At 50.7% G+C, this 26676-nt stretch carries 24 protein-coding genes; 8 read left to right on the top strand and 16 right to left on the bottom strand.

All coding sequences use genetic code 11. The annotated features are described in order from the left end of the window. Positions 1-119: 119 nt before the first annotated feature. The 10 genes from dhaM to OGY09_RS21775 form a co-directional block, all read right to left on the bottom strand. Positions 120-1550: a dihydroxyacetone kinase phosphoryl donor subunit DhaM gene (gene dhaM, locus OGY09_RS21820; RefSeq protein WP_032943732.1), complete on the bottom strand. Its 1431-nt coding sequence runs from the start codon at positions 1548-1550 to the stop codon at positions 120-122. Positions 1551-1560: 10 nt separating this feature from the next. Then, positions 1561-2193, bottom strand: a complete 633-nt coding sequence (gene dhaL, locus OGY09_RS21815; RefSeq protein ID WP_020996617.1) for a dihydroxyacetone kinase subunit DhaL — start codon at positions 2191-2193, stop codon at positions 1561-1563. An 11-nt stretch (positions 2194-2204) separates the two neighbouring features. Then, positions 2205-3275: a dihydroxyacetone kinase subunit DhaK gene (gene dhaK, locus OGY09_RS21810; RefSeq protein ID WP_032943731.1), complete on the bottom strand. Its 1071-nt coding sequence runs from the start codon at positions 3273-3275 to the stop codon at positions 2205-2207. A 325-nt stretch (positions 3276-3600) separates the two neighbouring features. Next, positions 3601-4875: a Glu/Leu/Phe/Val family dehydrogenase gene (locus tag OGY09_RS21805; RefSeq protein WP_032943729.1), complete on the bottom strand. Its 1275-nt coding sequence runs from the start codon at positions 4873-4875 to the stop codon at positions 3601-3603. Positions 4876-5197: 322 nt separating this feature from the next. Next, positions 5198-6166 (bottom strand): Csu type fimbrial protein, encoded by a 969-nt coding sequence (locus OGY09_RS21800; protein ID WP_032943727.1) that lies wholly within the window; start codon positions 6164-6166, stop codon positions 5198-5200. A 13-nt stretch (positions 6167-6179) separates the two neighbouring features. Continuing rightward, entirely contained in the window at positions 6180-8465 is a 2286-nt protein-coding gene (locus OGY09_RS21795) for a fimbria/pilus outer membrane usher protein (protein WP_032943726.1), read from the bottom strand. A gap of 55 nt (positions 8466-8520) precedes the next feature. Next, complete coding sequence (locus OGY09_RS21790) at positions 8521-9243, bottom strand: fimbrial biogenesis chaperone (RefSeq protein ID WP_003833508.1); 723 nt, start codon at positions 9241-9243, stop codon at positions 8521-8523. 14 nt (positions 9244-9257) lie between these two features. Further along, positions 9258-9788, bottom strand: coding sequence for a Csu type fimbrial protein (locus OGY09_RS21785; RefSeq protein ID WP_003833507.1), 531 nt, complete (start codon positions 9786-9788; stop codon positions 9258-9260). Between the two features lie 309 nt (positions 9789-10097). Then, entirely contained in the window at positions 10098-10829 is a 732-nt protein-coding gene (locus tag OGY09_RS21780) for a MerR family transcriptional regulator (protein WP_032943724.1), read from the bottom strand. A 203-nt stretch (positions 10830-11032) separates the two neighbouring features. After that, the gene (locus tag OGY09_RS21775) at positions 11033-12262 is read right to left on the bottom strand and encodes a diguanylate phosphodiesterase (protein WP_032943723.1); all 1230 of its coding nucleotides are present in this window, start codon (positions 12260-12262) and stop codon (positions 11033-11035) included. 318 nt (positions 12263-12580) lie between these two features. Between OGY09_RS21775 and ycgZ the strand changes: the two genes are divergently transcribed. The 4 genes from ycgZ (at position 12581) to OGY09_RS21755 (ending at position 14116) form a co-directional block, all read left to right on the top strand. Continuing rightward, positions 12581-12817, top strand: coding sequence for a regulatory protein YcgZ (gene ycgZ / locus OGY09_RS21770; protein ID WP_003833500.1), 237 nt, complete (start codon positions 12581-12583; stop codon positions 12815-12817). Positions 12818-12857: 40 nt separating this feature from the next. Next, entirely contained in the window at positions 12858-13130 is a 273-nt protein-coding gene (locus tag OGY09_RS21765; protein ID WP_008784991.1) for a hypothetical protein, read from the top strand. Between the two features lie 34 nt (positions 13131-13164). After that, the gene (locus OGY09_RS21760; RefSeq protein WP_008784990.1) at positions 13165-13431 is read left to right on the top strand and encodes a biofilm development regulator YmgB/AriR family protein; all 267 of its coding nucleotides are present in this window, start codon (positions 13165-13167) and stop codon (positions 13429-13431) included. 133 nt (positions 13432-13564) lie between these two features. Then, positions 13565-14116, top strand: coding sequence for a LuxR C-terminal-related transcriptional regulator (locus tag OGY09_RS21755; RefSeq protein ID WP_032943721.1), 552 nt, complete (start codon positions 13565-13567; stop codon positions 14114-14116). A 76-nt stretch (positions 14117-14192) separates the two neighbouring features. Here OGY09_RS21755 and OGY09_RS21750 read toward each other — a convergent pair whose 3' ends face one another. The 3 genes from OGY09_RS21750 to OGY09_RS21740 all read right to left on the bottom strand — a co-directional run bounded on the left by OGY09_RS21750 (position 14193) and on the right by OGY09_RS21740 (position 17932). Beyond that, the gene (locus OGY09_RS21750; protein ID WP_032943720.1) at positions 14193-15452 is read right to left on the bottom strand and encodes an MFS transporter; all 1260 of its coding nucleotides are present in this window, start codon (positions 15450-15452) and stop codon (positions 14193-14195) included. Positions 15453-15514: 62 nt separating this feature from the next. Beyond that, positions 15515-16465, bottom strand: a complete 951-nt coding sequence (locus OGY09_RS21745; protein WP_032943719.1) for a PfkB family carbohydrate kinase — start codon at positions 16463-16465, stop codon at positions 15515-15517. A gap of 30 nt (positions 16466-16495) precedes the next feature. Continuing rightward, complete coding sequence (locus OGY09_RS21740) at positions 16496-17932, bottom strand: glycoside hydrolase family 32 protein (protein WP_032943718.1); 1437 nt, start codon at positions 17930-17932, stop codon at positions 16496-16498. 174 nt (positions 17933-18106) lie between these two features. On the opposite strand from OGY09_RS21740, the gene OGY09_RS21735 reads away from it, so the two are divergent. Further along, positions 18107-19102 carry a LacI family DNA-binding transcriptional regulator gene (locus OGY09_RS21735; RefSeq protein WP_032943717.1) on the top strand — a complete coding sequence of 332 codons (996 nt, stop codon included), beginning with the start codon at positions 18107-18109 and terminating at the stop codon, positions 19100-19102. A 200-nt stretch (positions 19103-19302) separates the two neighbouring features. Here OGY09_RS21735 and ychF read toward each other — a convergent pair whose 3' ends face one another. Both ychF and pth read right to left on the bottom strand, forming a co-directional pair. Then, positions 19303-20397, bottom strand: a complete 1095-nt coding sequence (gene ychF, locus OGY09_RS21730) for a redox-regulated ATPase YchF (protein WP_003020818.1) — start codon at positions 20395-20397, stop codon at positions 19303-19305. A 115-nt stretch (positions 20398-20512) separates the two neighbouring features. Further along, complete coding sequence (gene pth, locus OGY09_RS21725) at positions 20513-21097, bottom strand: aminoacyl-tRNA hydrolase (RefSeq protein WP_032943716.1); 585 nt, start codon at positions 21095-21097, stop codon at positions 20513-20515. 274 nt (positions 21098-21371) lie between these two features. Here pth and ychH point away from each other — a divergent pair, with 274 nt between their 5' ends. Next, positions 21372-21653, top strand: coding sequence for a stress-induced protein YchH (gene ychH / locus OGY09_RS21720; RefSeq protein ID WP_003833480.1), 282 nt, complete (start codon positions 21372-21374; stop codon positions 21651-21653). A 126-nt stretch (positions 21654-21779) separates the two neighbouring features. On the opposite strand, the gene lysC is transcribed toward ychH, so the two are convergent. After that, complete coding sequence (gene lysC, locus OGY09_RS21715; RefSeq protein WP_032943715.1) at positions 21780-23141, bottom strand: lysine-sensitive aspartokinase 3; 1362 nt, start codon at positions 23139-23141, stop codon at positions 21780-21782. A gap of 608 nt (positions 23142-23749) precedes the next feature. Here lysC and OGY09_RS21710 point away from each other — a divergent pair. Together OGY09_RS21710 and OGY09_RS21705 are read left to right on the top strand one after the other, a co-directional pair. Then, positions 23750-25135, top strand: coding sequence for a diaminobutyrate--2-oxoglutarate transaminase (locus OGY09_RS21710; RefSeq protein ID WP_008784983.1), 1386 nt, complete (start codon positions 23750-23752; stop codon positions 25133-25135). A 15-nt stretch (positions 25136-25150) separates the two neighbouring features. Beyond that, the gene (locus OGY09_RS21705) at positions 25151-26614 is read left to right on the top strand and encodes a pyridoxal phosphate-dependent decarboxylase family protein (protein WP_032943714.1); all 1464 of its coding nucleotides are present in this window, start codon (positions 25151-25153) and stop codon (positions 26612-26614) included. Positions 26615-26676: the final 62 nt, after the last annotated feature.

The following is a 26676-nucleotide window of genomic DNA, read 5'->3' as shown; positions in this document are numbered from 1 at the left end:
ACCTTAGTTCAGGAATGACCGTTGCGCGTGATCGGCTCCCCATTTTGCGAATAAACAGACATTTCCCGGCGTGAATAGAGAAGAAGCACACCCTTTGTTGGAAAGGGTGTGCTTCGGAATCAGTTTGCGCGGGTTATCCGCTGTGTGACACAGTCAATGGTCAGAGTATCGCCCATCTTGATGCTATCGAGAGCCGCGCCTTGCTGACACATCCAGCACAGACCCATTTCACGAGCGATAATCGCCGGATGCGAGGCTTTGCTGCCGTCCCGCAGGCAGATACCTTTGATGGTCTTCGGATCGAGTTGCAGTACCGTAGACGGATAAATGACATCAGCGACCAGGATAGTGGGGCGCAAGAACGCGGGAATTTGTGCGCTCTCTCCCGTCAAATGCTGCAGTGAACGGGACAGCAAATCTTCAATATCAATGTATCGCGCCTGCAGATAAGGATCATCGAGCTGTAAATACTGCTGGCTGAGATCGCTCAGCACCTGATGCCAGGCCCAGGCGGCGCTGCACTGCTTTTCGCGCATTACATCGCAGGCCATTTCAAACAGTTCAGGATCGTCCAACAGCGTATGGTGACCGGAGAAGATGGCGGCGATATCTGCGGAATATCGTTCTTCAGCAAGTGCGGTGAGTTCGCTCAGATCGTTCAGCGTACTTTGGATGGCGGTCTGTAATCGCTGCTGCTCAGCCTGGAGTGATGTGGCTGGCTGCGGGTTTACCTCGGGTGAGAATGGCGTGTAACAGAATGCCGTCCCCGTGACTTTTGAGGGAGCCTGAGTTGCCTTGTTATCAGCATTAGCGGACTCGAGCGATTCACCAAAATTCTCTGCTGCCAGCTGTTTAAATGCGGCCAGCGCATCCTCTGCCTGTTCGCCTTTGGCAATCAGGCGCAGCGTGTCATTACAGCGTACCTGCAGCAGAGCTATCTGATTCAGGCTATCAGGAACCACACACTTGCCGTTTTTCTCCAGCCACATGTCGGCGTTAAAACCAGACAACGCGGAAACAAGCTGCGAAGCCGGGCGAACGTGGATGCCGTTAGGGTTTTTCACCACAATGGCAACAGAACGGGCATCTGCATCGGGAGACTGTACAGCAGATGCGGGTTTCGCTGCGGATGGCGAAGGTAAACCCAGTTGCTCACATTTGGCGTCGAGGGCGTTCATGGCATCACGGATGACCCGATCGATATCAGCACCCGCGGCGGCGCTAACCGTCGCGGCCAGTGTGCCTTCAACCAGTGGTGCTGCGCACAAACGCACTTTGGCGGCAATGCCAGGGTCGAGCAGTTCCAGCGCGGTTTCCGCACTCAGTAATGCACTACCGATATCCATCATCACCAGCACGTGGTCCGTATCGGCCACGGACTCGATGGCTTCCATCACCTTGATCGGATCGGTGCCAATCGGATTCTCAGGATCATCAATGCCTGCGGCAATGGCGATTTTGCAATCACCGCCCATTAACATCTGCCGGGCCAGCGCACCGACGCCTTCGCCCAGTTGGGCGCTGTGAGAAACAATAACCAGGTTTACCATCGCTTTATCCTTACTCTCTGGACGCCTGAGCTAGCATTTGCATCATAAACATGACCGACGTTGCGCCGGGATCCTGATGCCCAATACTGCGCTCACCAAGATAGCTGGCACGGCCTTTGCGAGCCTGCATGGTGATGGTGCTTTGTGCTGCGGCTTCCGCTTGCTGGCTTGCCGCTTCCAGCGCTGCCTGTACGCTTAACTTTTGCTCGCAGGACTGACGTAAGGATTCGACAACCGGTAGCCAGACGTCGCACATGGTTTTGTCGCCAGGTTCAGCCTTACCGCGGCTAATCACACCTTCTGCGCCATCACGCATCATTTGATACAACTCTTCAAGCGTCAGGCTTTGATGAGCCTGAGTCACCTGGGCGGCGCGAATAAAAAAGGTGCCAAACAGCGGTCCACTGGCCCCGCCGACGCTTGAGAGCAGCACCATACCGGTGTTTTTCAAAATAAAGCCGATGTCTTTGTCTGCGATGGACGGCAGCTTTTCAACGACTTTGCTGAAACCACGATGCATGTTCAGACCGTGGTCGGCATCGCCGATCTCCCGGTCAAGTCCGGTGAGAAAATCACTTTCTGTGGTGAAGATCTCGCCGCAACGATAGAGCCAGTTAACAATTTGCGTTCTGTTGAGGGACATCATGAATCTCCTTATTTACCCCAGTTGAGGGCAGGGGTGTGAACCGGTGCATCCCATAAGCTCAGCGTTTCGTCATCTACATGTAACAGGGTGATCGAGAAACCGGTCATATCCAGAGAGGTACAGTAAGAACCGATCAGGTTGCGCTCAATGACGATGCCTGCATCCTGACAACGGCTTTCCAGGCGGTTATACACGCCGAAGAGTTCAGACAACGGCGTCGCGCCGAGATTATTGACCAGCGCAATAACGCGATCGCCACTTTGTAACGCACGCTTGCTTTCTTTACCTTCCTGCCACTCGCCCTGGACGTTGTCCCAGTGGCGGAGTGTACGGCTGTAGTTACCGTTTTCCAGCAGGGTATCGAACATTTCATCAACGGTCTGATCGAGAGAGGTGAAGGGGCGACGGTCAATGCCGGGTTCCCCGTGGATACCTACGCCAAACTCCATTTCGTTATCCTGCAGCGTGAACGACGGTTGTCCGGCGGCTGGAACGGTACAGGCGCCAATGGCTATGCCAATGGAGTGGCCCTGGTTATTCAGCTTACGGCCCAACGCCGCACAGGCTTCCAGCGAATCACCGCGTTCGGCGGCCGCACCGACCAGTTTTTCGATCAATACGGTATTCGCCACGCCACGTCGACCGGCGGTATACAAACTGTCTTTCACCGCCACGTCGTCATCCACCACCATGGTGGTGACTTTGACACCGCTTTCATGCAGCAGCTCGGTGGCGGTTTCGAAATTAAGAATGTCGCCGGTGTAATTTTTGATTATCAGCAGCACGCCTTCGCCACCGTCAATTTGCATGGCGCATTCGAACATTTTATCCGGCGTGGGTGAGGTAAAAATCTCACCTGGACAGGCGCCAGAGAGCATGCCCTGACCAATGTAGCCGCAGTGCATAGGTTCGTGTCCGCTGCCGCCACCGGAAAGCAGAGCCACTTTGCCCATCACCGGCGCATCTGCGCGGGTGACATATACCGGATCCTGATGCAGTGCCAGGGAAGGATACGCTTTCGCCAGTCCGGCGAGTTGTTCATTCAGTACGTCTTCAACACGGTTGATCAATTTTTTCATTATTTATGCTCCGCAGACAGTCCTGGATGGCTGCCAAATTCGGGCAGGCATCTGATGTAGGGTATCGGTTGGTTCAACGTCACGGCGACCGCTCGCTGCCGATAAGGTAATTTTGCACACGGGTACGCAAAAGAAAATTGCTGTGAAGGGCGTTTCAATACGGAACGCCATCATTTTATAACGTTCCATATTGAAACGTAGTGGTGCATAAAACAGCGAAAATGAGAGATCGGGCAGTATTTAATGGGGAAAGACTACGTGCAGGATTTTGCTAAAAAAAACCACCTGCCAGGCAGGTGGTTTATGCGAGGGAAAATTATCGGTATTAGCCCGGATAAATTCCGCGATCTTTACGTGCCAGCAGAATGCGTTCGCAGGCAACAATGTAGGCTGCTGTACGCAGGGAGCAGGATTTCTCAGCTGCTTTTTCCCATACGTGCACCATCGCATCAGTCATGATTTTGTCCATGCGATTGTTGATCTCTTCTTCACTCCAGAAGAAGCTTGCCATGTCCTGGACCCATTCGAAGTAGCTGACGGTTACGCCGCCTGCGTTACATACGACGTCAGGTACCACGATGATACCGCGGCTTGCCAGCATATCATCGGCATCCGGGTAAGTCGGGCCGTTAGCGCCCTCAAGTACCAGTTTGCAGGTCAGTATTTCTGCACGCTGACGGGTAATCTGTCCTTCCAGCGCGGCAGGGATCAGGATATCCATCTCCACGCTCCAGAAGGCTTCGCTGGCGATGGTTTCAGCGCCTGGGAAACCGGCAATCTGTTTGTGCTCCAACTGCCAGGCAGACAGCGCGGTCATGTCGATACCCGTGGAGTTAAACAGCGTTGCGGTGTGATCCTGAATAGCGACGACACGCGCACCCGCTGCGGCGAACAGGCGGGCGGCTTCGCTGCCGACGTTACCGAAACCTTGTACCGCCACGCGAGCGCCTTCAACTTCAATGTTCGCACGACGCGCGACTTCCAGACCACTGACGAAAACGCCGCGACCGGTGGCTTTATCACGGCCTAACGAGCCGCCGAGGTGAATAGGTTTACCGGTGACCACACTGGTCACGGTGGTGCCGTGGTTCATGGAGTAGGTATCCATCATCCAGGCCATGACTTTTCCGTTCGTACCTACATCCGGCGCAGGAATGTCTTTCTGCGGCCCAATGATAATGCCGATTTCGCTGGTATAACGGCGGGTTAAACGCTCCAGTTCACCTTCAGAAAGTGAGAACGGATCGACGCGCACACCGCCTTTGGCTCCGCCGTACGGCAGGTTCAACGCTGCGCATTTGATGGTCATCCATGCAGACAGGGCCATCACTTCATTAAGATCAACATCAGGATGATAACGCACACCGCCTTTGCCCGGACCGCGGGAGAGGTTATGTTGCACGCGATACCCTTCAAAATGACGGATAGTGCCGTCATCCATCTGCACCGGGATATCGACAATCAGCGCGCGTTTTGGGTGGCGCAGGGTATCCACCCAATGGGAAAGTTCGCCCAGGTAAGGGGCCACACGCTCGATTTGTTGCAGGTAGGTATTCCAGGCAGATGTGCTGCTATCTGAAGCGTAAGATAACTTATCCATGATAAACCTTAGTTATAAAAGTAATATGTTCTTAATTTGGCCGTGGTATACAGTGAATCTCACCATATAAACCTAAATTTAACATTTTTTTCATAGAACAGCCTGCCTGGCTAACACGGATTATCGGTATGAGTAGTGTGGGTTTTGGCTTGGTAGTGAATAGTTATTCTTTATTTTGGCTGTCATCGCGGTTGTTTTGCGGTTTATGTAGTTTAATATGCATAACTTGTAAAAATCGCAATTTGTCAGATTTATGACGCACCTCTAAAAGTAAATAATATGATAATAAAATGTGTTTGCTTTATTGCTGTTAAGCTGGGCGTCAGTAGGTCACGGCGATGGTGACAGTATCGGCATAGTTGTCTGGCGTGTAGTTCGCGCTGGGAACGGTGGCGTAAACCGGGTAGGTAGTCGTTGTCCCCGTGCCGTTGCCTGCAACGGTATTAAGCGCAGTATTGCCCCAGATCGTACCGGAAGGACCTGGCGTCGAACTAAGCTGGTAGGGGACTTTATCCGTATTTGACCCCGTGCCTGCCATCACGCCGCTGCCTGCCGTATTGCCGTTGGAGGGTTGAAGTCCGATGGTGTAAGGGGTGTTATTAGAGCATGCTACGCCAACGGTGTTTGACGCCGTGAGATTACGACCCGTTCCGCTGGTGGGGGCAAAGCTGATGTTAGTCGCGGAGGTGATATTACACTGTTTGCTGACAGCAGCTGTGACGGTGAAAGGAAACCTGGCGGCAACGGTATCACCACAGGTGGTCGGCGGGAAAAGCAATCCAGGATTAAGGGTGACAAGGGCTGTTGCCGTCGTATAGCTATCCTGATAATTTCCGGGGACGGCTGCCGTTTGTGGCGTGACGATCTGCGCCGATACCGTGAGTGAACCGGTCACTGGCGTCAGATTCAGCAGGTTAAGCTGTACCATCGGAAAAGTGGTTCCCGACTGATACTGGCTGCCCCAGACTTTGGTGCGCCCGCTATCCTGGTAAAGCTGGTATGCCAGCGTTCTGGCGGGGTTTCCGCTTAACGACATATTTCGCGGTGTCACCTGGCCACTGACGGCCGAGGCGCCAATATTAAAACAGAGATTGATCCCTGCCAGCACGTCACCAAGCTCTTTGGTGCAAGTGTAACTGAACGTCATTGATGACGTTGCGCCTGTCGCAGACAGTGGATTGACCGAACCTAAATTTATGGCTTGCACATTGCTCACCGAACAGGTTACCGCATGGCTAATTGCCGGACAAAAAAGTACGGCAGCGATGAGTAGCAGATGTCTTAACCTCATGAGCGCACTCCTGTTAGTGTGGGCGACAAACCAGTGGGCCTATTTGCACAATCCCCTTTGCTGACGCGGGATAGTCAAATTGCACGCGACAACTACCGGTGTCCGTCTCAACGCGCAGCGTGTTGTGCTGCTCCAGGGTGTCGAACCATGTCATTCCATCAAAGCCAACGACAGACGATTGTCCTTTTCCGTTGATGGCGTAAGCCATGCTGCCTTCAGGAATTGGCTTACCCTGATTATCGACGAGGATAATCTGCGCAGCGCGGACGGGGGTGATGCCAAAGCTAACCAAAGTACCGGAACGATCGGCTGGCGTGGCATTCGTCTCAACGCGTGCGATCCGCATATTGGCAGGGAGATCCATCGGGTCAATACTGATCAGGTTTTTTTGATAACTGTTAAGCGGTGTGACCAGCAGTAGTCCCTGGTCATCGCTGCGACCAATCAGGTTATTTTGCAATTTGACCGGAACATCAGGCACGCCGTCAGTTGAGACGACGGCAAAACCATTATTGATTTCTCTTGCTGCAAACAGGCCGCCTCCCATAGTCACCAGCGATCCGGTTGCGCCTGCATAACCGTAATGATTATCCGGTAAACGGCTGAATCCCGCGTACGCTTTACCATAACGTCCCAGATATCCCACTTCTCCCTGGCCACTTTGCCGGGAAGCCTGCTGACTGGCAGCCAGATTCCAGCCCCAGCCGCCGTCAGCAGGGGGCGTCAGGCTGGCGTTGAGCTGGTAACCGGTTTCGTCGTTGGTACGTTGTAGGGTGCTGCTGGCGCTCAGATTGTTGTCGGTCGTGATGGTTACCATCAGATAGAGGCTACGATCGCGGTTGTCGTCAATGTTCTGGTTGAATCCGGCATTCAGTGAGATGTTGTCGGTGAGAGATTTAAACCAACTGGCATTGGCGTAGCGCACCGCATTTTCGTGTGGATATCGAAACTGCAAATAGCTCAGGCTGACATTTCCAGCTGCTTCCAGCGAATAACCAATAACCGTGTTGCTGTTAAGCGTGGGGGGCGGCTCACCGTAATGGGTGGCGACATCGCGATAATCGCCGGAAGTTGCCGTGGTACTGGTACTGAAATTAAACCGTTCGCCGGACCAACGGTAACCAAAACTGTACAAAAAACCGTTCTTTCCTGAGTCGGTACTTGCGGCAAGTGAGGTCGAAAACGTGCCGCTGCGGGTTCCTGGGATCCAGTCGTTACTGAAGCCCGCGTTAATCAGTCCATCGCTGGTTTCCGCGTGAGTCCCGGCGGTGAACGTATTGCTAAACCCGCGACGCCACGTAGCGCTCAATACTGGTGCGCTGGCATAATCAAAAGAGGAGTAACCATAATTTTCGCGTACCGTGCCTAATTCTGCCGACCAGGCGGTTAATCCTTCCCGCAGGAGTTGCTGATCGTTGTAGAACGAGAAATTTTGTACGCTCGTTCTGCCCAACGCATCTGTCATCATCACCTGACCCGTTCCCGCGCCGCTGATGTTAGGCATTGTGTTGATCTGAAAGCTACCTGCGGGGACTTCTCCGTTGTAGTACCTGACGCCGTCGACGTACAGCTCAACGTTTGACGGTAACGTCGCGGATCCCAGATATGCTGGAAGCGGGGTGGTTGGCATATAGGGCTGTAACCCAAAATCGGTGCCTATCTGAATGCCGCCGATTCGCGTCGGTCGGGACCAGATGAGTGAACTAGTCAGGGTATCGCCCACGGTTAACGCCAACATCGAATCAGGAAATGACGTACGCCAGCTGGTGTCGAGGCGCTCAACGCTGTTATCGGCATATTCCTCGGTAGAGTACTGCGTCAACTGAGTGGTGCTGAGCACGCCGGTCGCATTGAAGGCGCGAATTTCGCTGAAGGTATTGATTGCGCTTTCATCCCCCTGTTGCGTATAGATATCATAATTGAGCAGCGCCCCGCGTGATGTTGTTGCCGTTGGCGCGGTTTCGGTGGGCGAGTTAAGCTGCGTGGTCGCAAGATCGAGTGAACTGAGCGGCGCAGTAAGCGAGAGCGTTTGCAACTGAACGTTGTAGTCAATGGTTAGCTGGGGGATATCGTTCAGGCAGACGGCGTTAGTGGCGTCTGGAGCAAAGCGAAAGCCCATTTTACGCAGAGTATCTGCTCCTGCATAAAGCTTTCCATTATCGTAGCCAAAATGTACCAGCCCAACGGGATTCCCATTTAAGGTGACGTCGAGATACAAATCGACTCCCGTAATCTGTGAGGCGCTATTAATAACATTATTTTCGTTCTGGTTATTATTCAGCGTTTGTGCGCAAACCATTCCCGATATTAATACTCCATTGAGAAAGCAATATTTCACCAGAAGCCAGGATCTGTTACAGATCTTGTACTGTTTTTTGGCCATTGATTGTGACTTCAACTTTCCCGCCGTAATGATTATTCCTGGCTGACGGGGAAACTATCCAGCGCATTGTTGATCCGGGTAAAACGTAGCCTAATAGTCCGGGTGTAATGACTTTTTTAGTACCGTCAGGGCTTATAAATGTTGCAGCAGATAACTGTGCATGCCCATTTCCCTGATTACTGACTTCAATAAATTTTTTGCCATCCAGCTGCTGTAATTTCCATTGCAGTTTTGCCTGCGTTTGTGCCGCTGATGTTGGTTGAATGAAAACGGGAACAGAATAATGCAGCACAAACTGAAGCTTGTTTTTTTCTACTTTTGCAGGCGGTAACTCATCTATCGACAAACGATAAGCGTCTTCGGCATGTGCCGAGGGAGGGCTTGTACGAATAACGCGTATCAGCTGTCGTTCTCCAGGGGCCAATGCCAACATCGGCGGGCTAATCACCAGCCCCTGAGAGGGGGAGAGTTTGTCGTCATAAGCGCTTTGACTCCAGCGAAAAACCCGAACCTGGGCATTGAGCACATTTTCACCCGCGTTACTCAGCCAGATACCATCGGCATTTTGCGTCGCTTGCAACGTTAACGTGACCGGGGCTATTTGCAGTCCGCTGGCGGTGGCAAGATTGACGCTCGCAACCATCCCTAGCAGGCATGCGCAGGCACACTGCTTTACAGGCAGTTTTACTCTCATATGGCTTCCTGAAGTTAGTAGTTAACGTTAACCGTTACCGTGTCGGCATAGTCGTCAGGAGTGAAGTTGGCGCTCGGTGCGGTGGCATAAACAGTATACGTTTGCGCCAGACCTGTACCCGTCGCCGCTACCCCATTTCCAGGTGCGGTGTCGGTGGCGGTATTCCCCCACACCGGACCTGTTGCTGATGTACGATTTAGCTGATAGGGCACTTTGTCGGTATTGGTGGCAGCGTTAGCTACGGAGGACATGGCGCCAGATCCTGTTGTCGTCCCTCCATTGGCAGCCGACGGTGCCAGACCGATAAAATAGGGCGTGGTTTTTGAGCAATTAATTGAAATAGTGTTGCTTGCACTGGTATTTGTCGCCGTGGTATTCACCGGACCAAGTGTAATATTTGAAGCCGAACCGGCAGTTACGGTACAGGCCTTTTGAATCGTCATCAGCACCTGAAATGTTCCGTTAACGGTTGCTGCATTTGCCACAGAAATAATGGAAAAGGCGCAGCAACAAAGAATTAAGCGTTTGTCTAAGACTAGAGCCATATCCTTTACCTTTTTCAAATAACCACATTTATTACTTTAGAAAAACAATAATGTGGCACAAGAAGACATAATTTAACCCTAGAATAAGTATTAGACGTACGCCAGTTGATCTAATGAATTTTACTTAGGAAAAAGGTGATGTCGTCTGCAAAAAAATAATACCAATGGGTTAGTATATTGTTTTATTTTTATGCTATGACCGGGGTTAAGTCAGGAGGATAGAGGGCAACATATTCCTTGGGGGGTACTCATAATAACCAGCCAAAAAATGAGAGTTGTATGATTTATCTTACACGTATTACGTGTAGGTTACGGGCTGTGGAAAATGACCTTATAACCTTGTTCATTCCAGTGTTGGAGCAGTTCATTTTGTCTGCGGGTTGGCGTAATACCGGTCCAGACAAAAAGGGTTTGCCCAGGGAAAAGTTCAGGTCTTGGCGATTCAATGGGTTCAGCCAGAACGGCAATATGCCAACCAGATAGCGATAAGCGCCAGGCTTCGAGCCACAGACGGGTTCTGTCTTCAACATCCCAGGCCATCAGGAGGGCATCCTTTCCTGACTTGCGCCGCGTTTCAGACAGCAGTGTGGCAACATATTCAATCAATGCGCCATCAAGCATGCTGTTCATTATGCGGGATGTATTATGGTCAAGTATCAGCCGTTGACGTACGGGAAGATAAACGTGATCGATCAGCGCATCTACGGGGTGAACGCGACCGAGTGCGGTAATTTTGGCTCGCAGCTTCGGTGGATGCGCCATGCGAAGAATGCTCATCATCTCTTCTTGTAATTGATTCCAGTCGTCGTCAGCTTGACGGGTACTGGTTTCCAGCAATGCCTTAACTTTCCCAACAGGTATGCCATTGCTAATCCAACGTTTTATTTCTTCAATACGCTGAATATCTTCTTCATCAAAGAGTCGGTGGCCACCTTCACTGCGTTGAGGTTTGAGTAAACCGTAACGTCGTTGCCATGCCCGAAGGGTAACAGGATTTATCCCGCAACGTTCTGCGACATCCCCAATGCTGTAATAAGCCATAGTTCCCCCGGACACTCCTGATTCTCCGTCACCGATATGCGGTTCCTGTTACTTTGTACAACATGCATCAAATTGTACAAAACATACAGAGGATTCTAGCAAAATTAAGATTTACTTTACTATCACGCAGGGAGTAAATGCTGAATTTTTATGTTCAGCATGAGGGCGGTTGTGGTGATTGTTTATTTATAACAATGCGTTAGTTATTTTGACGCTGAGAAATCATTTTTCTCTGGCCATGCAACAGACGGAATACCATTCAGGCAGGCTTGTGCAAAAAGGTTACCCTGGAAGATTTCAATACCTGCGGACTCAAGCCACATCCACTCTTCAGGTTTTTCAACGCCGACTGCGGAAATCATGATTTCCAGAGAAGCGCAGCATTTGATAATTGCCTGAATGATGGCCTGTCTTGGTCCACTTTTATGCACATCCGTGATCAGCTCGCGGCTTATCTTAATTCGGTCGGGTTGAAAACGAGACAGAAGCTGAAGCCCGGCAAAACCTGCCCCAAAATGATCTATCGCCACACAGATCCCCGCAGCCTTGAGTGACTTTACGGCCTGCGCGAACGTATCAAAGCGCGATATAACTTCGCTTTCGGTAAACTCTACAATGATTTGTTCAGGCACCAGTCCGTGCGCCGCGATTTCGTTTATCAGAAAGCTGACTGCATCGGGTTTGTTTACCAGGGTCATGGGGAGCAGATTGACTGACAGCATTTTGTCGTTAAGTCCCAGCGCGCTTGCCATTGCAAAAGCAGTCTTTTTGCTCTGCAGATCCGCGGTATACAGTTCTTCAGGATTTAAGTTGCCAAAATAAGTTGCGGGCGTTTCACCGTCTCTACCACGAATAAGTGCTTCCAGAGCAATGACGCGCTGCGACATAGGATCGATAATGGGTTGAAAAGCAAAGCTGAAATCGATATTGGACGGGAGTGTGCTTTCATCCAGGAGATTACAAGAGTTGTCGGCAATAAAGCTCCAGTAATCAGGCGCAGGTATTTCAAAATAACTCGATTTTTCCGTCGCAAGGACAAATGTGCGGAAAAACTGTAATGCCCGGTCATCATAGGTGAGCTGAAATTTTGATGTTCCCTTGTTAAGTACCGCTTGCAGGACGTCATTGCGTTCATGTTTTTGTAAATCAAATAACTCCATTCCCACCTTTCCGAATCTTCTCGCAGGCGCGTAATCACACATCAGCTCAACGATATTGTGGTGCCGTGGGTCGTTACATATACAACGATAAATCTCTTTTACCTGCTCCTCAGGTCCTTCAAGCAGTTGGAAAAAGTGGCGGCCATTAAAGAGTAAAATCCCCGTAACATCGGATCGCCGGTTTTTTAGATTTGCGGCTGTCACCATATCCTCAAGCGCTCTGAGGGGGGCGTCATCACGTAGATGGCTACGGTAAATAATGGTCGTGAGCATGGACAGTCCGGGATCAAGGGAAGGGAAGAGATATGGACAATATCAAACAAACCAGCTTATGTCCTGATTTTAATACATTATTATAACTTTATTTTTACAAACAAAGGCCCTTAAAAAGATCGAATTCATTCGTTAAACGAAGTGGATTGTACAACTGAATTTGATTTTATGTAGTTTGATATTTATCTAAATTACTGGTTGTATTGATTTAGCACTTTTTGATAAAAATTGATGGTTCGCTTTGTACACATTTTTGGTACAACTTTGCTACTGTTATAAAACTTAATATTCACCAGCATTTTGTTACAGGAGCATGACATGCAGCAGCATACCGTTCGCACTGATACTGCAAGCGCGATTTCTCGTTACTTTGCGAAGGCGCATCTGCCAACTCAACAGGAAACATTGGGAGAAATCGTCACTGAGATACTCAAGGATGGACGAAATCTGAACCGCAAATCACTTTGCACCAAGCTTCTGTGTCGTCTTGAAAAAGCATCCGGGGAGAAAGAACAGAAACATTACAATGCGTTAATTGGCCTGCTTTTTGAATAAAATAAACCCCTTACTTATAGGGGTAAGTAGTGAAGGAGTTATGAAGAAAACTGATAGTGAACGCCTGAAACATGAAATTACAGGTTTGGCTGTGCTAGAAATTTTGCGAATGCATACAGACGTTTCGTTAGCTGCAGTGATTAAGCAATTGCGACTTATGCAGGCCAGTGAAATAGATGGCACACGCAAGCAATTAATTGACAGCGTTATCAATGATTTTACAAACATTAATCCGGGGAAGATAAGTAGAAAACCGGATAAAACCAGAGATGAGAGTGCTTTCAGTGCCAGCAAAAACCCTAAATTACATTAAAGATAATCTTCCAGACTATACAAGCGAGGTTACCATGCTTCATGAAATTAATGTCCACAGTGTAATGACGGATAAAGCTTTATCAAGTTACTTCCATAATGCAGGTGAGCTATTAGCAGATGAGTCTGTGGTATTGGGTCAGGCGGTAACCAATGTAATTCTGGCAGGTGATAATGTTAATAATAAAAACATCATTTTAAGCCTGATTAGTTCTCTGGAATCAACAGTTGACGTTGTCCAGGCAGATGTTATCAGAAAAACCCTGGAAATAGTGCTGCGCTACACAGCTGACGACGTCTAAAAAGTCTTCATGTTAATATAATATGTACAGTACCTTTGTTATATGCTGAAAGCACTCATGCTGAGCATTTTTTTGATTAAGACTATACATAGCACCCTCTCTAGAACAATTGTGATTTTTCATTGAGGCCATAATGATGAACATCGTTCAGGAACACACTGGAAACGCAGAGTTATGGATTGATGATATTTTTATCAGGCAAGGGCTAAAGAATATTCTTGCAGATATTGTTTTCGAAGATGATAAGACGCATCTGGTTTTTTTCACCGCCAATCACTTTGAGGCGGTAAAAAGGCAAAATTACGATCTGAAAACGCATCGTCTGGTACTGCTGATTGATGGTCATCTGTACAGATATCTCAATGATTTATCACTTTACAGACTGCCAATAGATGTTAGCGTTGCCACATTCAAACAATTTATTATTGATATTACTCATTCTGGCGGTATACACGACAATCAGTCGGAACTAAATATTTCTCTGACTGCGCGAGATAAATATATTTTAACGCAGTTAGGGGAGGGGCGAACTATTTTTGAGATATCCGCCTTGTTAAATCTACATTTAAAAACGATTTACCAGGCCAGGCAGAATCTGATCAAGAAACTTGGTTGTTCTGGGCTGATTGATTTTCAGGGAATACTGCGAGCGAAAATATTCCGCAACTGGCTGGAACATGCCTGAGTAAATCGACAGTTCGTACTTACTGTTGGGGGATACGACAGGGCCAATGGCCCTGTCCGATATATTTTAAACTTCGCTACTCTGTCACCAGTTCATTTCCCATCTTCTGCTGATGATGCTTTTTGCTCAACGAGAAATAGCCAAATATTAGTGTTATTATCACAATGCTGGCCATAATCAGGAAGATTTCCTGATAGCCCACTTTATCAAACAACTTACCGACAGGCAGTGACAGCACGATAATGCCAATGGAACTGGCGATATTGAAGCCAATGAGATATATCGTTGATGACAGGCGTTTATCAAAATTCGCTACGCTGAATTTAAACACTGAAATAACAAACAGTGGAACTTCCAGCGCATGAAGCATTTTAATCAAGGAGATAATATAGATATCGGTGAACAGTGCTGAACCCAGGATTCGACAGGTCATGATTGTGCCACCCAGCAGCAATGCGGATTTAGGCCCGATGCGGTTAATCAGGAATGGAACCAGCGCCATACCGACGGCTTCCATAAAGACCTGTACCGAGTTGAGATAGCCGTATACGCGTGGTGCCAGTTCGGGATCGTCAAATAAGCTGGCGTAAAACACCGGGAACATCTGCTGATCGTAGATGCTATAGAACGACCAGGTGCCGACGACAAAGATAACGAAAAACCAGAACTGCGTATCTTTAAAGATAGTGAGAAAATCCTTTCGGGTCAGCGCGTCAGGTTCAGGAGAACGCGTTTTTACAGAAGATGGGGCGGGTGAGTTGGTTTTGAACAACACGTTAATCAACAGGAATAACACCCCCATTACCGATACGCACCAGAAGTTAATGTGTGGGTTGATGCTGAAGAAGATACCGCCAACAAATGTCCCTGCGGCGTAGCCAAGCGATCCCCACAAGCGGGCGGTGCCGAATTCAAAGTTGAATTTGCGGCTCACTTTTTCGACGAAGCTTTCTACCAGACCACAACCAGCGAGGTAGCCAAGGCCAAAGAAAATGGCTCCCAGCGCCATACCAAGTTTGAAGTTGGAGGTCAGCAGCGGTTCGTAAACATAAATCAGGAACGGGCCGCTGAGCGTGATGACTATCCCCATCAGCCAGATAAGGTGTTTACGGGTGCCGAGCTTATCCTGCAGAAAACCGTAGACCAGCATAAACAGCATGCTAAAGAACTGGTTTACGGCATACAGCATTCCCAGCTCCGTTCCGGACAGGCCAAGTTTATTTTTTAGCCATATCGCATAAAAAGACCACCACAACGACCAGGCGGCAAAGAAAAAAAGCAGATACCCGGACGAGTACCGATATTTGTCATTACTGAACGGCATATTTATCTTCATGATTTTTCCAATCCAGATCAGGTCATTGTAAGGTCTTTCTGATACGACGTAACGAGTGCGCTTTATTTCGGGGTAATCGTTCTCCGTAGCGACGGTTGTGACTGAATAAAGCTGCTCAGGTGTTGGCTGTCGGGAAACGCGCTTAGCGCGCCACGCCGGGTGGTCGCCAGAGCACCACAAGCGCTGGCCTGCTCGATAAGTGGAAGTAGCGTTGACGTCGATTTGGGCCAGCCTTCCTCGGCGAGTGCCGCCAGCAGCCCGGCCATAAAGGCGTCACCGGCGCCGGTGGTATCGATACTTTCGACGTTATAGCCGCTTAAAGTTAGCCTGCTGTTTTGCCAGAAAGCGATAGCGCCGTCGGCACCGCGGGTGACGATTTTCAGGCGTGCAGGAAAATCAACCAGACGTTCGCAGGCGCTACTGAGACAGTTGGTCTGCGTTAGCCACAGCAGTTCTTCTTCCGACATCTTCAGAATGTCGCTCTGCCGGGCAAACTCGTTGACAAGGTCAAACATCTGCATCTCGTTGCTCCACATCTGCGGACGCAGATTGATGTCAAAGCTCAGAGTGCCGCCGGTCTGTCGCAATGAGGCCATAGCCTGGGTGAGGGTGGCGCGGCAGTCAGGGGCAACCAGCGCCAGCGAGCAGAAGTGCAGAATATCGGCGCCAAAGTCGGGCAGGCTCGCCGGGCTGAGAAATTGATCGGCAGATGGATTGACCAAAAACTCAAACTGCCGCTCGCCGTTGGGAGCCAGTGAAACCAGTACGGTACTGGTGTGCTGATGTGCATCAAACTCCAGACTTCCTGTATCCACCTGCGCTGTTTCCAGCGTCTGATGCAGAAATCGACCAAAAGTGTCATTGCCCACACGGCCAATAAAACCGCTGGCGCGGCCAAGGCGAGCCACGCCGATTGCCACATTGAAGGGAGCGCCTCCCGCGCAGGCTTCAAACTGCATATTGTCGCGCGGCAATAAATCCACCACAGCGTCTCCGAGCGTCCAGATAGTCATTATTTTTCTCCAAAGCAGTAGGACGGGTGTTTATTTGGCGCTGAGCGGCCAGGCATGCCCTTGATTAAAAATGGCGTGTCCGTTCAGGCTGAATAAGGTCAGTTGGCGATCGTCCGGTTCAGGATAAATACGACTGCTAAGGGTATATTCACCGTGATTGACAAATACCTCTACCGAGGAGCTGTCGATAAATAAGCGCAGATCCAGCCGGTCACCAACTGGCAGCGGCACGCTGCGATAACCAGAGAGACCATGCTGCGGGTAGCGACGATCCAGCACCAGACGCTGTGCCTGAGCATCGACGTAGACCCGTAGTCCGCCACCCAGCGCGATACCATATTCTTCAGCACTGCTGCGGGCGATATCGATGCTCAGTTCGACTTCAATAGCGTGCGCCTGCTCCTCTACCATCAGGGTGCGATTGTGCAGTTCGCTGACCGGCCAGACATGAAGCTCACCGCGTAATAATTCCAGCTCTTTCACCGGGTTCATACGCAGCCGCTGATCGGTATCGAGCGTCACCTCGCGGGGGAGGGTAAGCATGCCCGCCCAGCCGTCGGCTTGTTCTGGCATTGGCGATTCCCACATCGACAGCCAGCCAATCACGATGCGGCGCCCATCCGGGGTGGTAAATGACTGGGGGGCGTAAAAATCATGCCCGTGATCCATCTCCTGGAAGGCGTGGGTGACGTGAAAATGGAGATTATCCTGCCATTCGCCGACCATATAGCCGCTCTGGAACAGGTTACGGCAATCGTATCCGTCTGCGGCGATGCCCTGAGGCGAGAACATGAAGACGAGCTTATCGTTGAGTGGGAAGAGGTCTGGGCACTCCCACATGTAGCCCATGCCGTCATCGGCCCTGCCGAGCGTGCTGGCAAACTGCCAGTGCTGTAGATCTTGCGAGCGATAGAGCTGCACTTCGCCCACGTCATCGACCCGGGCGCCCACCACCATGTACCAGTTGTCTCCCTCTTGCCAGACTTTCGGATCGCGAAAATGGTGTACGCCTCGCGGGGTATCCAGAATCATGCCCTGGCGTTCAAAGTGAATCCCGTCGGTGCTGGTGGCCAGGCACTGTACCTGATACAGGTTTTCCTCTTTCGCCTCGCCGTCAAACTTGTGTCCGGTGTAGATCAGGGCCAGCTTATTACCTTCAACCACCGCTGAACCGGAAAAACAGCCGTCTTTATCTTCCGGCCCTTCTGGTGCCAGTGCGATGGGTAAGTGCTCCCAGTTCACCATATCGCGGCTGCGCGCATGGCCCCAGTGCATTGGTCCCCAGACCGGCTGCCACGGATAGTGCTGATAGAACGCATGGTAGTAACCATCGAACCAGGACAGACCGTTGGGATCATTCATCCAACCCGCCGGTGGCGCCAGGTGATAGCGTGGATACCAGCGCGGGTTTATAAGGTCTTTCTGCTGGCTTAAGGCTTCGTTGGCTTTGGAAAGTAGTGACGTCATTTGCTTGTCCCTGTAAGTGAATTGTCCAAAAGATAACGTTAACATTCTCGGTTTTCTCGCAGATTTGATGGTAATATCGATGTTAATCACAAAAGTTAACGTTAACATTTTGCAGGTGTTATCGAGATCGCATTTTTAGACCCCGGCAAAGTGAACACCGGCGAAGGAGAGGGTATGGCATCTTTAAAGGATGTGGCGCAGCGGGCTAACGTCTCGTTAATGACCGTATCGCGGGCGATTAACGAGCCCGAACGGCTACGGCCTGAAACCTATAAAAAGGTGATGGAAGCGGTAGATGCGCTGGGGTATGTCTCCGATCTCTCCGCTAAAAAAATTCGTGGTGCGAAAACCACAGCTAACACGATTGGGGTGCTGGCGTTGGACACCATGACTACGCCATTTTCCGTGGAGATAACGCTCTCTATCGAGGAGACCGCGCGGGCACACGGTTGGAATAGCTTTGTGGTGAATATGTTCAGCAATGACAAGCCAGAGAAAATGGTTGATCTGCTGTTGGCGCATCGCCCGGACGGTATTATCTACACCGCGATGGGACTGCGCCAGGTACCGGTACCGGAAAAGCTGCATAAGTATCGCTGCGTGCTGGCGAACTGTGAAAGCACAAGCGGCCCTTTTCCCACCTATATTCCGGATGATGAACAAGGGCAATATCTTGGTGTGAAAGCGCTGTTGGCCGCAGGCTATCGCCGACTGCTGTGCATCCACCTGCCGAAAGGAATTGTGGCGACCGATCGCCGTCGGGCGGGAATGGAAAGGGCTTGTCGTGAAGCTGGTGTCGACCCTGATGCAATGTTCCACCACTATCTTCCGCCGGGCGAGCGCCACCATATTGATGCGGCGGAGATTGCAGGGCATTACCTGAGCGCCGCGCGCCCGATGTTCGATGCGGTGGTGTGTGGTAACGACCGCGTGGCTTTTGTTATCTACCAGCTCTTGCTGGGGCGAGGGCTGCGCATTCCGCAGGACGTCGCTGTGCTGGGCTATGACAATATGGTGGGCACCGGCGAGCTTTTTTTGCCGCCGCTATCAACGGTACAGCTGCCGCACTATGAAATCGGTCGTCTTAGCGCGCTGCATCTTATCCAGGGGCTCGATCACCGGGATACCGTGCGGGTAGACAGCCCCTGGCTTCCGCGCGCCTCAATATGAGTACGCTCACGTGGCTACTGCTGCTTTGCCAAAATAGCTCAGCCTTTTTGGTCATCGTGTTTGTTGCCAACTTTCAGATGCGCAGCAGCGGGATCCTCTGAGATGCTACGAAATGAAAAATCCACGCAATTGCGTGGATTTTATAGGGTTTATTCATTGTTATGAGATTCAATGAAACCTCATAAGACAACAAATTTTATTTAGACGTTGAACAGGAAGTTCATGATATCGCCATCTTTGACGATATAGTCCTTACCTTCGGCACGCATTTTCCCAGCTTCTTTCGCACCTTGCTCACCTTTATAGGTGATGAAATCTTCAAACGCGATGGTTTGTGCGCGGATAAAGCCTTTCTCGAAGTCGGTATGGATTTTACCGGCTGCCTGCGGAGCCGTGGCACCGACAGGAATGGTCCATGCACGGACTTCTTTCACGCCAGCAGTGAAGTAGGTCTGCAGGTTCAGCAATTCGTAGCCAGCACGGATAACGCGGTTCAGGCCCGGCTCTTCCAGACCCATTTCAGCCATGAATTCTTCACGGTCAGCATCATCGAGTTCTGCGATGTCAGCTTCAACGGCTGCGCAAACGGCAACCACAACAGAACCTTCGGCAGCCGCGATTTCGCGCACTTTATCGAGGTACGGGTTATTTTCAAAACCGTCTTCGTTGACATTGGCGATGTACATTGTTGGCTTCAGCGTCAGGAAACTCAGGTATTTGATAGCCGCTTTGTCTTCGTCAGTCAGCGTTTTCAGCGCGCGCAGCATGCCAGCGTTTTCCAGCTGTGGCAGGCATTTTTCCAGCGCAGCCAGTTCTGCTTTAGCGTCTTTGTCGCCGCCTTTGGCCTTCTTCTGCACGCGATGGATAGCGCGCTCACAGGTGTCGAGGTCGGACAACGCCAGCTCGGTATTGATAACTTCAATGTCATCAGCCGGATCCACTTTGTTATTAACGTGGATGATGTTGTCGTTTTCAAAGCAACGCACCACGTGGCCGATAGCTTCGGTTTCACGGATGTTGGTCAGGAACTGGTTACCCAGGCCTTCACCTTTGGACGCACCTTTTACCAGACCGGCGATGTCGACGAATTCCATCGTTGTTGGCAGGATACGCTGCGGTTTGACGATTTCGGCCAGCTGATCCAGACGCGGATCGGGCATCGGGACAACACCGGTGTTCGGCTCGATAGTACAGAACGGGAAGTTTGCCGCTTCAATACCCGCTTTTGTGAGCGCGTTGAACAGGGTGGATTTGCCTACGTTTGGCAAACCGACGATACCGCATTTGAATCCCATGTTTAAATCACCTTAATCTTTTGATATTCAACCTGTTATGGAAAACAGATTGTAGAAATGTAAATAACTTTGCCTATTATACACAGCACGCGAGAAAAATGCCGCACATCGCTGCTTATTGCGCTTTAAAGGTGTGTAACCGGCTCGTCGCTTTGGTCAGGCCGTCTTTGAACAAAATCTCGGTACAACGTGCCGCTTCGTCAATTGCTTCATCAATTAACTTCTGTTCTGAAACAGGCGGTTTGCCTAAAACAAATCCGACAACTTTGTTTTTATCGCCCGGATGGCCAATTCCAACGCGTAAACGATGAAAGTTGGGGTTATTACCTAACTTACTAATGATGTCTTTCAGGCCATTATGTCCGCCATGACCGCCGCCAAGCTTAAATTTGGCCACGCCAGGGGGCAGGTCTAACTCATCGTGTGCGACCAAAATTTCATCGGGGTTAATACGATAAAAACTGGCCATCGCACCGACAGCCTTGCCGCTCAGATTCATAAATGTGGTTGGCACCAGCAGACGGACGTCTTCACCTTCAAGCGTAACTCTGGAGGAGTAGCCGAAGAATTTCGGCTCATCGCGCAGGGGAGCGCGTAATCTTTCTGCCAGCAGATCGACATACCATGCGCCTGCATTGTGTCGCGTTGCCGCATACTCTGCGCCGGGGTTCGCCAGGCCGACAATCAATTTAATCGCCACGTGTTTTGTCCTGAGTGTTTCGATAAACGACGTGTAGTTTACTGTCTGACGCTGCTGTTGACAAAAAACTGCGTGCTTATCGCCAAAAGCTGAATAATTGCACAAATGGACTATTAGAAAATGAGTATGTTCAGTAGCTTATTTGTAAAGTTTTGTTGCATGAGTGTTTGTAATTGTGATCGCTCCCGCACTTGCGAACGGCAGTGTTGTCTATACTTTACACATAAGGATTAGGGGTATTCCCTGTAACAACCCAAAGTTCCGGAGGTGACACATGAAACGCAAAAACGCTTCGTTACTCGGTAACGTGCTCATGGCTTTAGGGTTGGTGGTGATGGTGGGTGGTGTTGGTTACTCTATTTTAAACCAACTGCCGCAATTTAATCTGCCACAGTTTTTCGCACATGGTGCCGTGCTCAGTATTTTTGTTGGTGGTGTCCTCTGGTTGGCGGGTGCCAGAGTGGGGGGGCACGAACAAATCAGCGATCGTTACTGGTGGGTGCGCCACTATGACAAACGCTGCCGTCGCGGTGATACCAATCACCGGCATAACTAAATAGCTCTCCCAACTCGGAGTGCAGTTGTTTGAACACAAAGTCCTGGTTTAAAAACCAGGGCTCTGCTTGTTCGTCAGTACTGGATTAAACGACTTCTACCCTTGGTGGCATACTACAAAGAAGCGTTATTCGAATAACTGATAATGTAACGCTTTGATCGCGCTGTCTGCATTGTCAGCCGGCAACAGGATACTCAGGTTGTCGTTTGACGCCCCATGGCAAATCATTCGTACCGTATGTTCTTCAAGCCAGGCAAAAACGTCTTTGCAAACTCCCGCAGCCTGTGTGAGTTGATTCCCCACCAAAGTGACCAGCGCCAGCCCGGTTTCCACTTCCACACGACAGTGGGAGGACAAGGCGGTAAACAATGCGGTGGTCAACACATGGTCTTCACCTGAGGTTGCATGAGTGGCGTCCAGCGCCAGCGCAATACTATTCTCTGAGGTTGTAACCAAATCCACCGTGACCGCATGGCGAGCTAAAATGGCGAAGGACTGCGCCAGGAAAGAACAGGAAGGTTGCGCCTCCAGGCTGTGTAACCGCAACAGCGTCTGTTTACGACGCACGGCGAGCGCGCGATAGCGAGGTGGATTATCGGTGGTGTTGTGCACCAGCGTACCTCCGGCGGCAGTATCCTTACTTGAGCCAACAAAGACCGGAATGCTTTTACGCATTGCCGGGAGCAGTGTCGCCGGGTGGAGGACCTTCGCACCGTAGGCGGCCATATCGCTGGCCTCGGAAAATGAGATATGGTCGATTCGTTTGGCCCGCGGCGCAATGCGTGGGTCGGTGGTGTAGATCCCTGCGACGTCGGTCCAGATGTCAACGCGTGTGGCGTGAAGCGCCTCACCGAGAAGCGTAGCCGTGTAATCACTACCGCCGCGTCCAAGCGTTGTGGTGTGCCCTGCGGCATCACGCCCGATAAATCCCTGAGTCACCATAATCGCTTGCTCAAGACGAGGGCGCAGGTGAGTCTCCACCTGGTGGTGCAGTGTGCCAAGCTCGGGTTCGGCACAGCCGAAGTTCGAGTTAGTACGCATCACGCTACGGGCGTCAAACCACCCGGCCTCAGCATGCCGTTCACGTAAGACTTCAGTAAACAGTAGCGAGGACATCAGCTCGCCATGGCTGACTAATTCATCGCTTAACGCATCAGACGGCGAAACCATCGCCGTTTGTGCAAGACGACGGATATTGTTTAGAAGATTATCGATTTCCGTGCTGATAACGGACGGCTGCTTCAGGCGGGAAATAATGTTGTATTGGATGGCGCGTAAAGTCTCAATCTTATCTAATTGTTGATGTGTTTCCAGACCTTCAGAAAGCTCAACCAGTAAGTTTGTCACGCCTGCTGAAGCAGACAAAACGACTAAACGGACATCTTGATCAGCAAGGACAATGCTGGCGCTGCGGTTCATCGCATCAAAATCAGCGACGCTGGTGCCGCCAAATTTGGCAACGACGGATGGTGGATAAATGCGAGTCATAACAATCTCATATCAGGGCGCCATAAAAGTATGGCTAGAAAATTTTCATTCTCGGCATAAGGGAACGAAGTTCGCCTTACGAAATGTCCGCCCGCGAACATTTCTGCTGACAACCCAGGGAATACCTGTTGTCGATAACGCGTGTCGCCTGTACGCGTTATCGGGTGCTGCGCATTAATTTTATCTACATAGCCTGCAAATAAGCGCGCCATACTAAGTGATTTATATTTAGGGATCGACTTTTTTATTCGATTTATCGACAAATAAGTGAAAAATCATGGCATCACAAGATATCGCGAGCATCATTAATGGTAAAAACGTGTAAAAAAATAATAAAAACACGAAAATTCCATGGTTTTTATTAGATTGTCTGCGTTGCAATTAGCTACAACATTGTTAATTAAATAGATATATTTCTTTAGGATTTAGTAATGGTAAATAGTTGTTACGCTTTGAATTTAAAGGGAAAAGTTGTTATTTTCAATGCCGAAAAATAAATGATTGAGTCCTAAGCTAAAACAACATATATTAGCCGCGCTTTTTTACAGGTAATCCTTATAACCATTTATTCAATCAGGCGTTAATCTACACCTGGTTGTAGGAGTGATATGATGACGGATAAAGTCCGTATTGATACTTTAAGTGCTAATTCATTACCACAGAGCAATGATACCTTTTTAGCAAGACAGGCTGAGTTTGAATCTAATGTCCGCAGCTATCCACGTAAACTGCCATTAGCGATCGCTAAAGCGCAGGGCGTCTGGATTACTGATGTAGAAAATAATCAATATCTTGATTGCCTGGCAGGTGCCGGAACCCTGGCGCTTGGTCATAACCATCCTGAAGTGCTGCAGAGCATTCAAAGTGTCATCACAAGCGGCTTACCGTTACATACGCTTGACCTTACCACGCCGTTAAAAGATGAATTCTCATCATATTTACTTTCTTTATTACCGGGTCAGGGCAAAGAATATTGCCTGCAGTTCACCGGTCCGTCCGGCGCTGATGCTGTTGAAGCGGCGCTGAAGCTGGCGAAGAAAGTCACCGGCCGTTCCAGCATCATCAGTTTCTCCGGTGGCTACCACGGGATGACCCACGGTGCGCTGTCCGTGACCGGCAACCTGTCGCCGAAAGAAGCGGTCAGCAACATGATGGCGGAAGTGCAGTTTATGCCGTATCCGCATCAATACCGTTGTCCGCTGGGTATCGGCGGCGACGCTGGCGTTAAAGCATTAACCTACTACTTCGAAAACCTGATCAACGACGTTGAAAGCGGCGTGCGTAAACCGGCTGCCGTGATCCTCGAAGCGGTGCAGGGTGAAGGTGGCGTGAATCCGGCTCCGGTCGAGTGGCTGCAACGCATTCGTAAAGTGACGCAGGAACATGGCATTCTGCTGATCATCGATGAAGTTCAGGCGGGCTTTGCACGTACCGGTAAACTGTTCGCCTTCGAACATGCCGGTATTGAGCCAGATATCATCGTGATGTCCAAAGCGGTTGGCGGCGGTCTGCCACTGGCGGTGCTGGGCATTAAAAAGCAGTTCGATGCGTGGGCTCCGGGCCACCACACTGGTACTTTCCGCGGCAACCAGTTGGCGATGGCGACCGGTCTGACAACGCTGAAGATCCTCAAAGATGACAAGATTGCCGATAAAGTTGCTGCCCAGGGCGAGTGGCTGAAAGGCAAACTGGCTGACCTGCAGAAACGCTACCCGGTTATTGGCCAGGTGCGCGGTCTGGGTCTGATGATCGGCCTGGAAATCGTGAAGCCGAACGAAGCACAGGATCACATGGGCTGCTACCCGGCCGATGGCGAGCTGTCCGCGTTGCTGCAGAAAAAATGCTTCGAAAATGGGCTGATTCTGGAGCGTGGTGGCCGCAACGGGTGCGTGCTGCGCCTGCTGCCGTCACTGCTGATCACCAACGCTGAGCTGGAAATCTTCCTCGATAAATTCGAAAACGCCCTGCTGGGCGCTGGCGTGAAGCCGGTTTAAACGGAGTTGGATCGAATGTCAGACGTAAACCCGATTCTGTCCGGCTCGGCGCAAAGCATTGCAGCTTATCAGGACGCTATCGAGCAGAGTACGCAAGCGGTCGTTGAATGGTTGAAGCAGCCTGAGATGTATCAGGGTAAAACCGTTGAGCAACTGCGTGAACGTATCAACCTGAATTTTACGTCTCAGGGCCTGGGCAACCAGGCCGCTATTGAGCGTGCGGTTGAATACTTTCTCAAAGACAGCTTGTTGGTTCACCATGCGCAGTGCGTGGCGCATCTGCACTGCCCGAGCCTGGTAATTAGCCAGGCGGCGGAAGTGCTGATCAACGCCACCAACCAGAGTATGGACTCCTGGGACCAGAGCCCGTCGGCCACCATCATTGAGATCAAGCTGATCGAGTGGTTGCGTGAGCAGGTTGGATACCCGACAGGCGATGCGGGCGTATTCACCAGCGGCGGTACGCAGAGTAACCTGATGGGCCTGATGCTGGCGCGTGATGCTTTCTTCGCTCGCCAGGGGCACTCCATTCAGCAGGATGGTCTGACCGGTGATCTGAGTAAAATCAAAGTGTTCTGCTCTGAAAGCGCGCACTTCTCCGTGCAGAAGAACATGGCGCTGATGGGGCTGGGCTACCGTTCCGTCACCCAGGTGAAGACCGATGCGTTTTCACGCATGGATCTGGCTGACCTGAAAGACAAGCTGGCCCAGGCGAAAGCCAACGGTGAGCAGGTGATGGCAATCGTCGCCACTGCCGGTACTACCGATGCGGGCGCAATCGATCCGTTAGCGGATATTGCAGCGCTGGCTGCAGAACATCAGATCTGGATGCACGTGGATGCGGCATGGGGCGGGGCGTTACTGCTTTCTGATAAGTACCGTGACTTCCTGAACGGCCTTGAACTGGCAGATTCCGTGACGCTGGATTTCCACAAGCAGTTCTTCCAGACCATCAGTTGCGGTGCGTTCCTGTTAAAAGATGCGCGCCACTACGAGCTGATGCGTTACCAGGCGGCGTACCTGAACTCTGATTTCGATGAAGAGGCTGGCGTACCAAACCTGGTATCGAAGTCGCTGCAGACCACGCGTCGTTTCGATGCGCTGAAGCTGTGGATGGGCCTCGAAGCGCTGGGCAAAAAGCAGTATGCCGAGATCATTGATAACGGTGTGACGCTGGCGCGTGATGTTGCTGAGTTTGTCAAAACCCAGCCGCATCTTGAACTGGTGATGGAGCCGCAGCTGGCAAGCGTGCTGTTCCGCTTCCGCCCACAAAGTGACGACGTGGCATTTGTCGCGCTGCTGAACCAGCGTATTGGTGACGTTCTGCTGGCTTCTGGTAGCGCCAACGTCGGCGTGACCGAAGCAGATGGAGTCACCTGCCTGAAGCTAACGCTGCTCAATCCGACGGTATGTCTGGAGGATGTTAAAGTCCTGCTGGCAAGCGTGAAGGCAACGGCTGAGCAACTGCTGAACGCGTAAGCAATAAGCTTGTTATAAAAATGGCTCCCAGGTAAGGGAGCCATTTTTTTGTCTGTCATTTG

This window comes from Citrobacter sp. Cpo071, from assembly GCF_030332765.1.
Taxonomy (GTDB): Bacteria; Pseudomonadota; Gammaproteobacteria; order Enterobacterales; family Enterobacteriaceae; genus Citrobacter; species Citrobacter portucalensis.
Note: the sequence above shows the minus strand (reverse complement) of the source record. Positions and strands in the feature narration are given on the sequence as shown.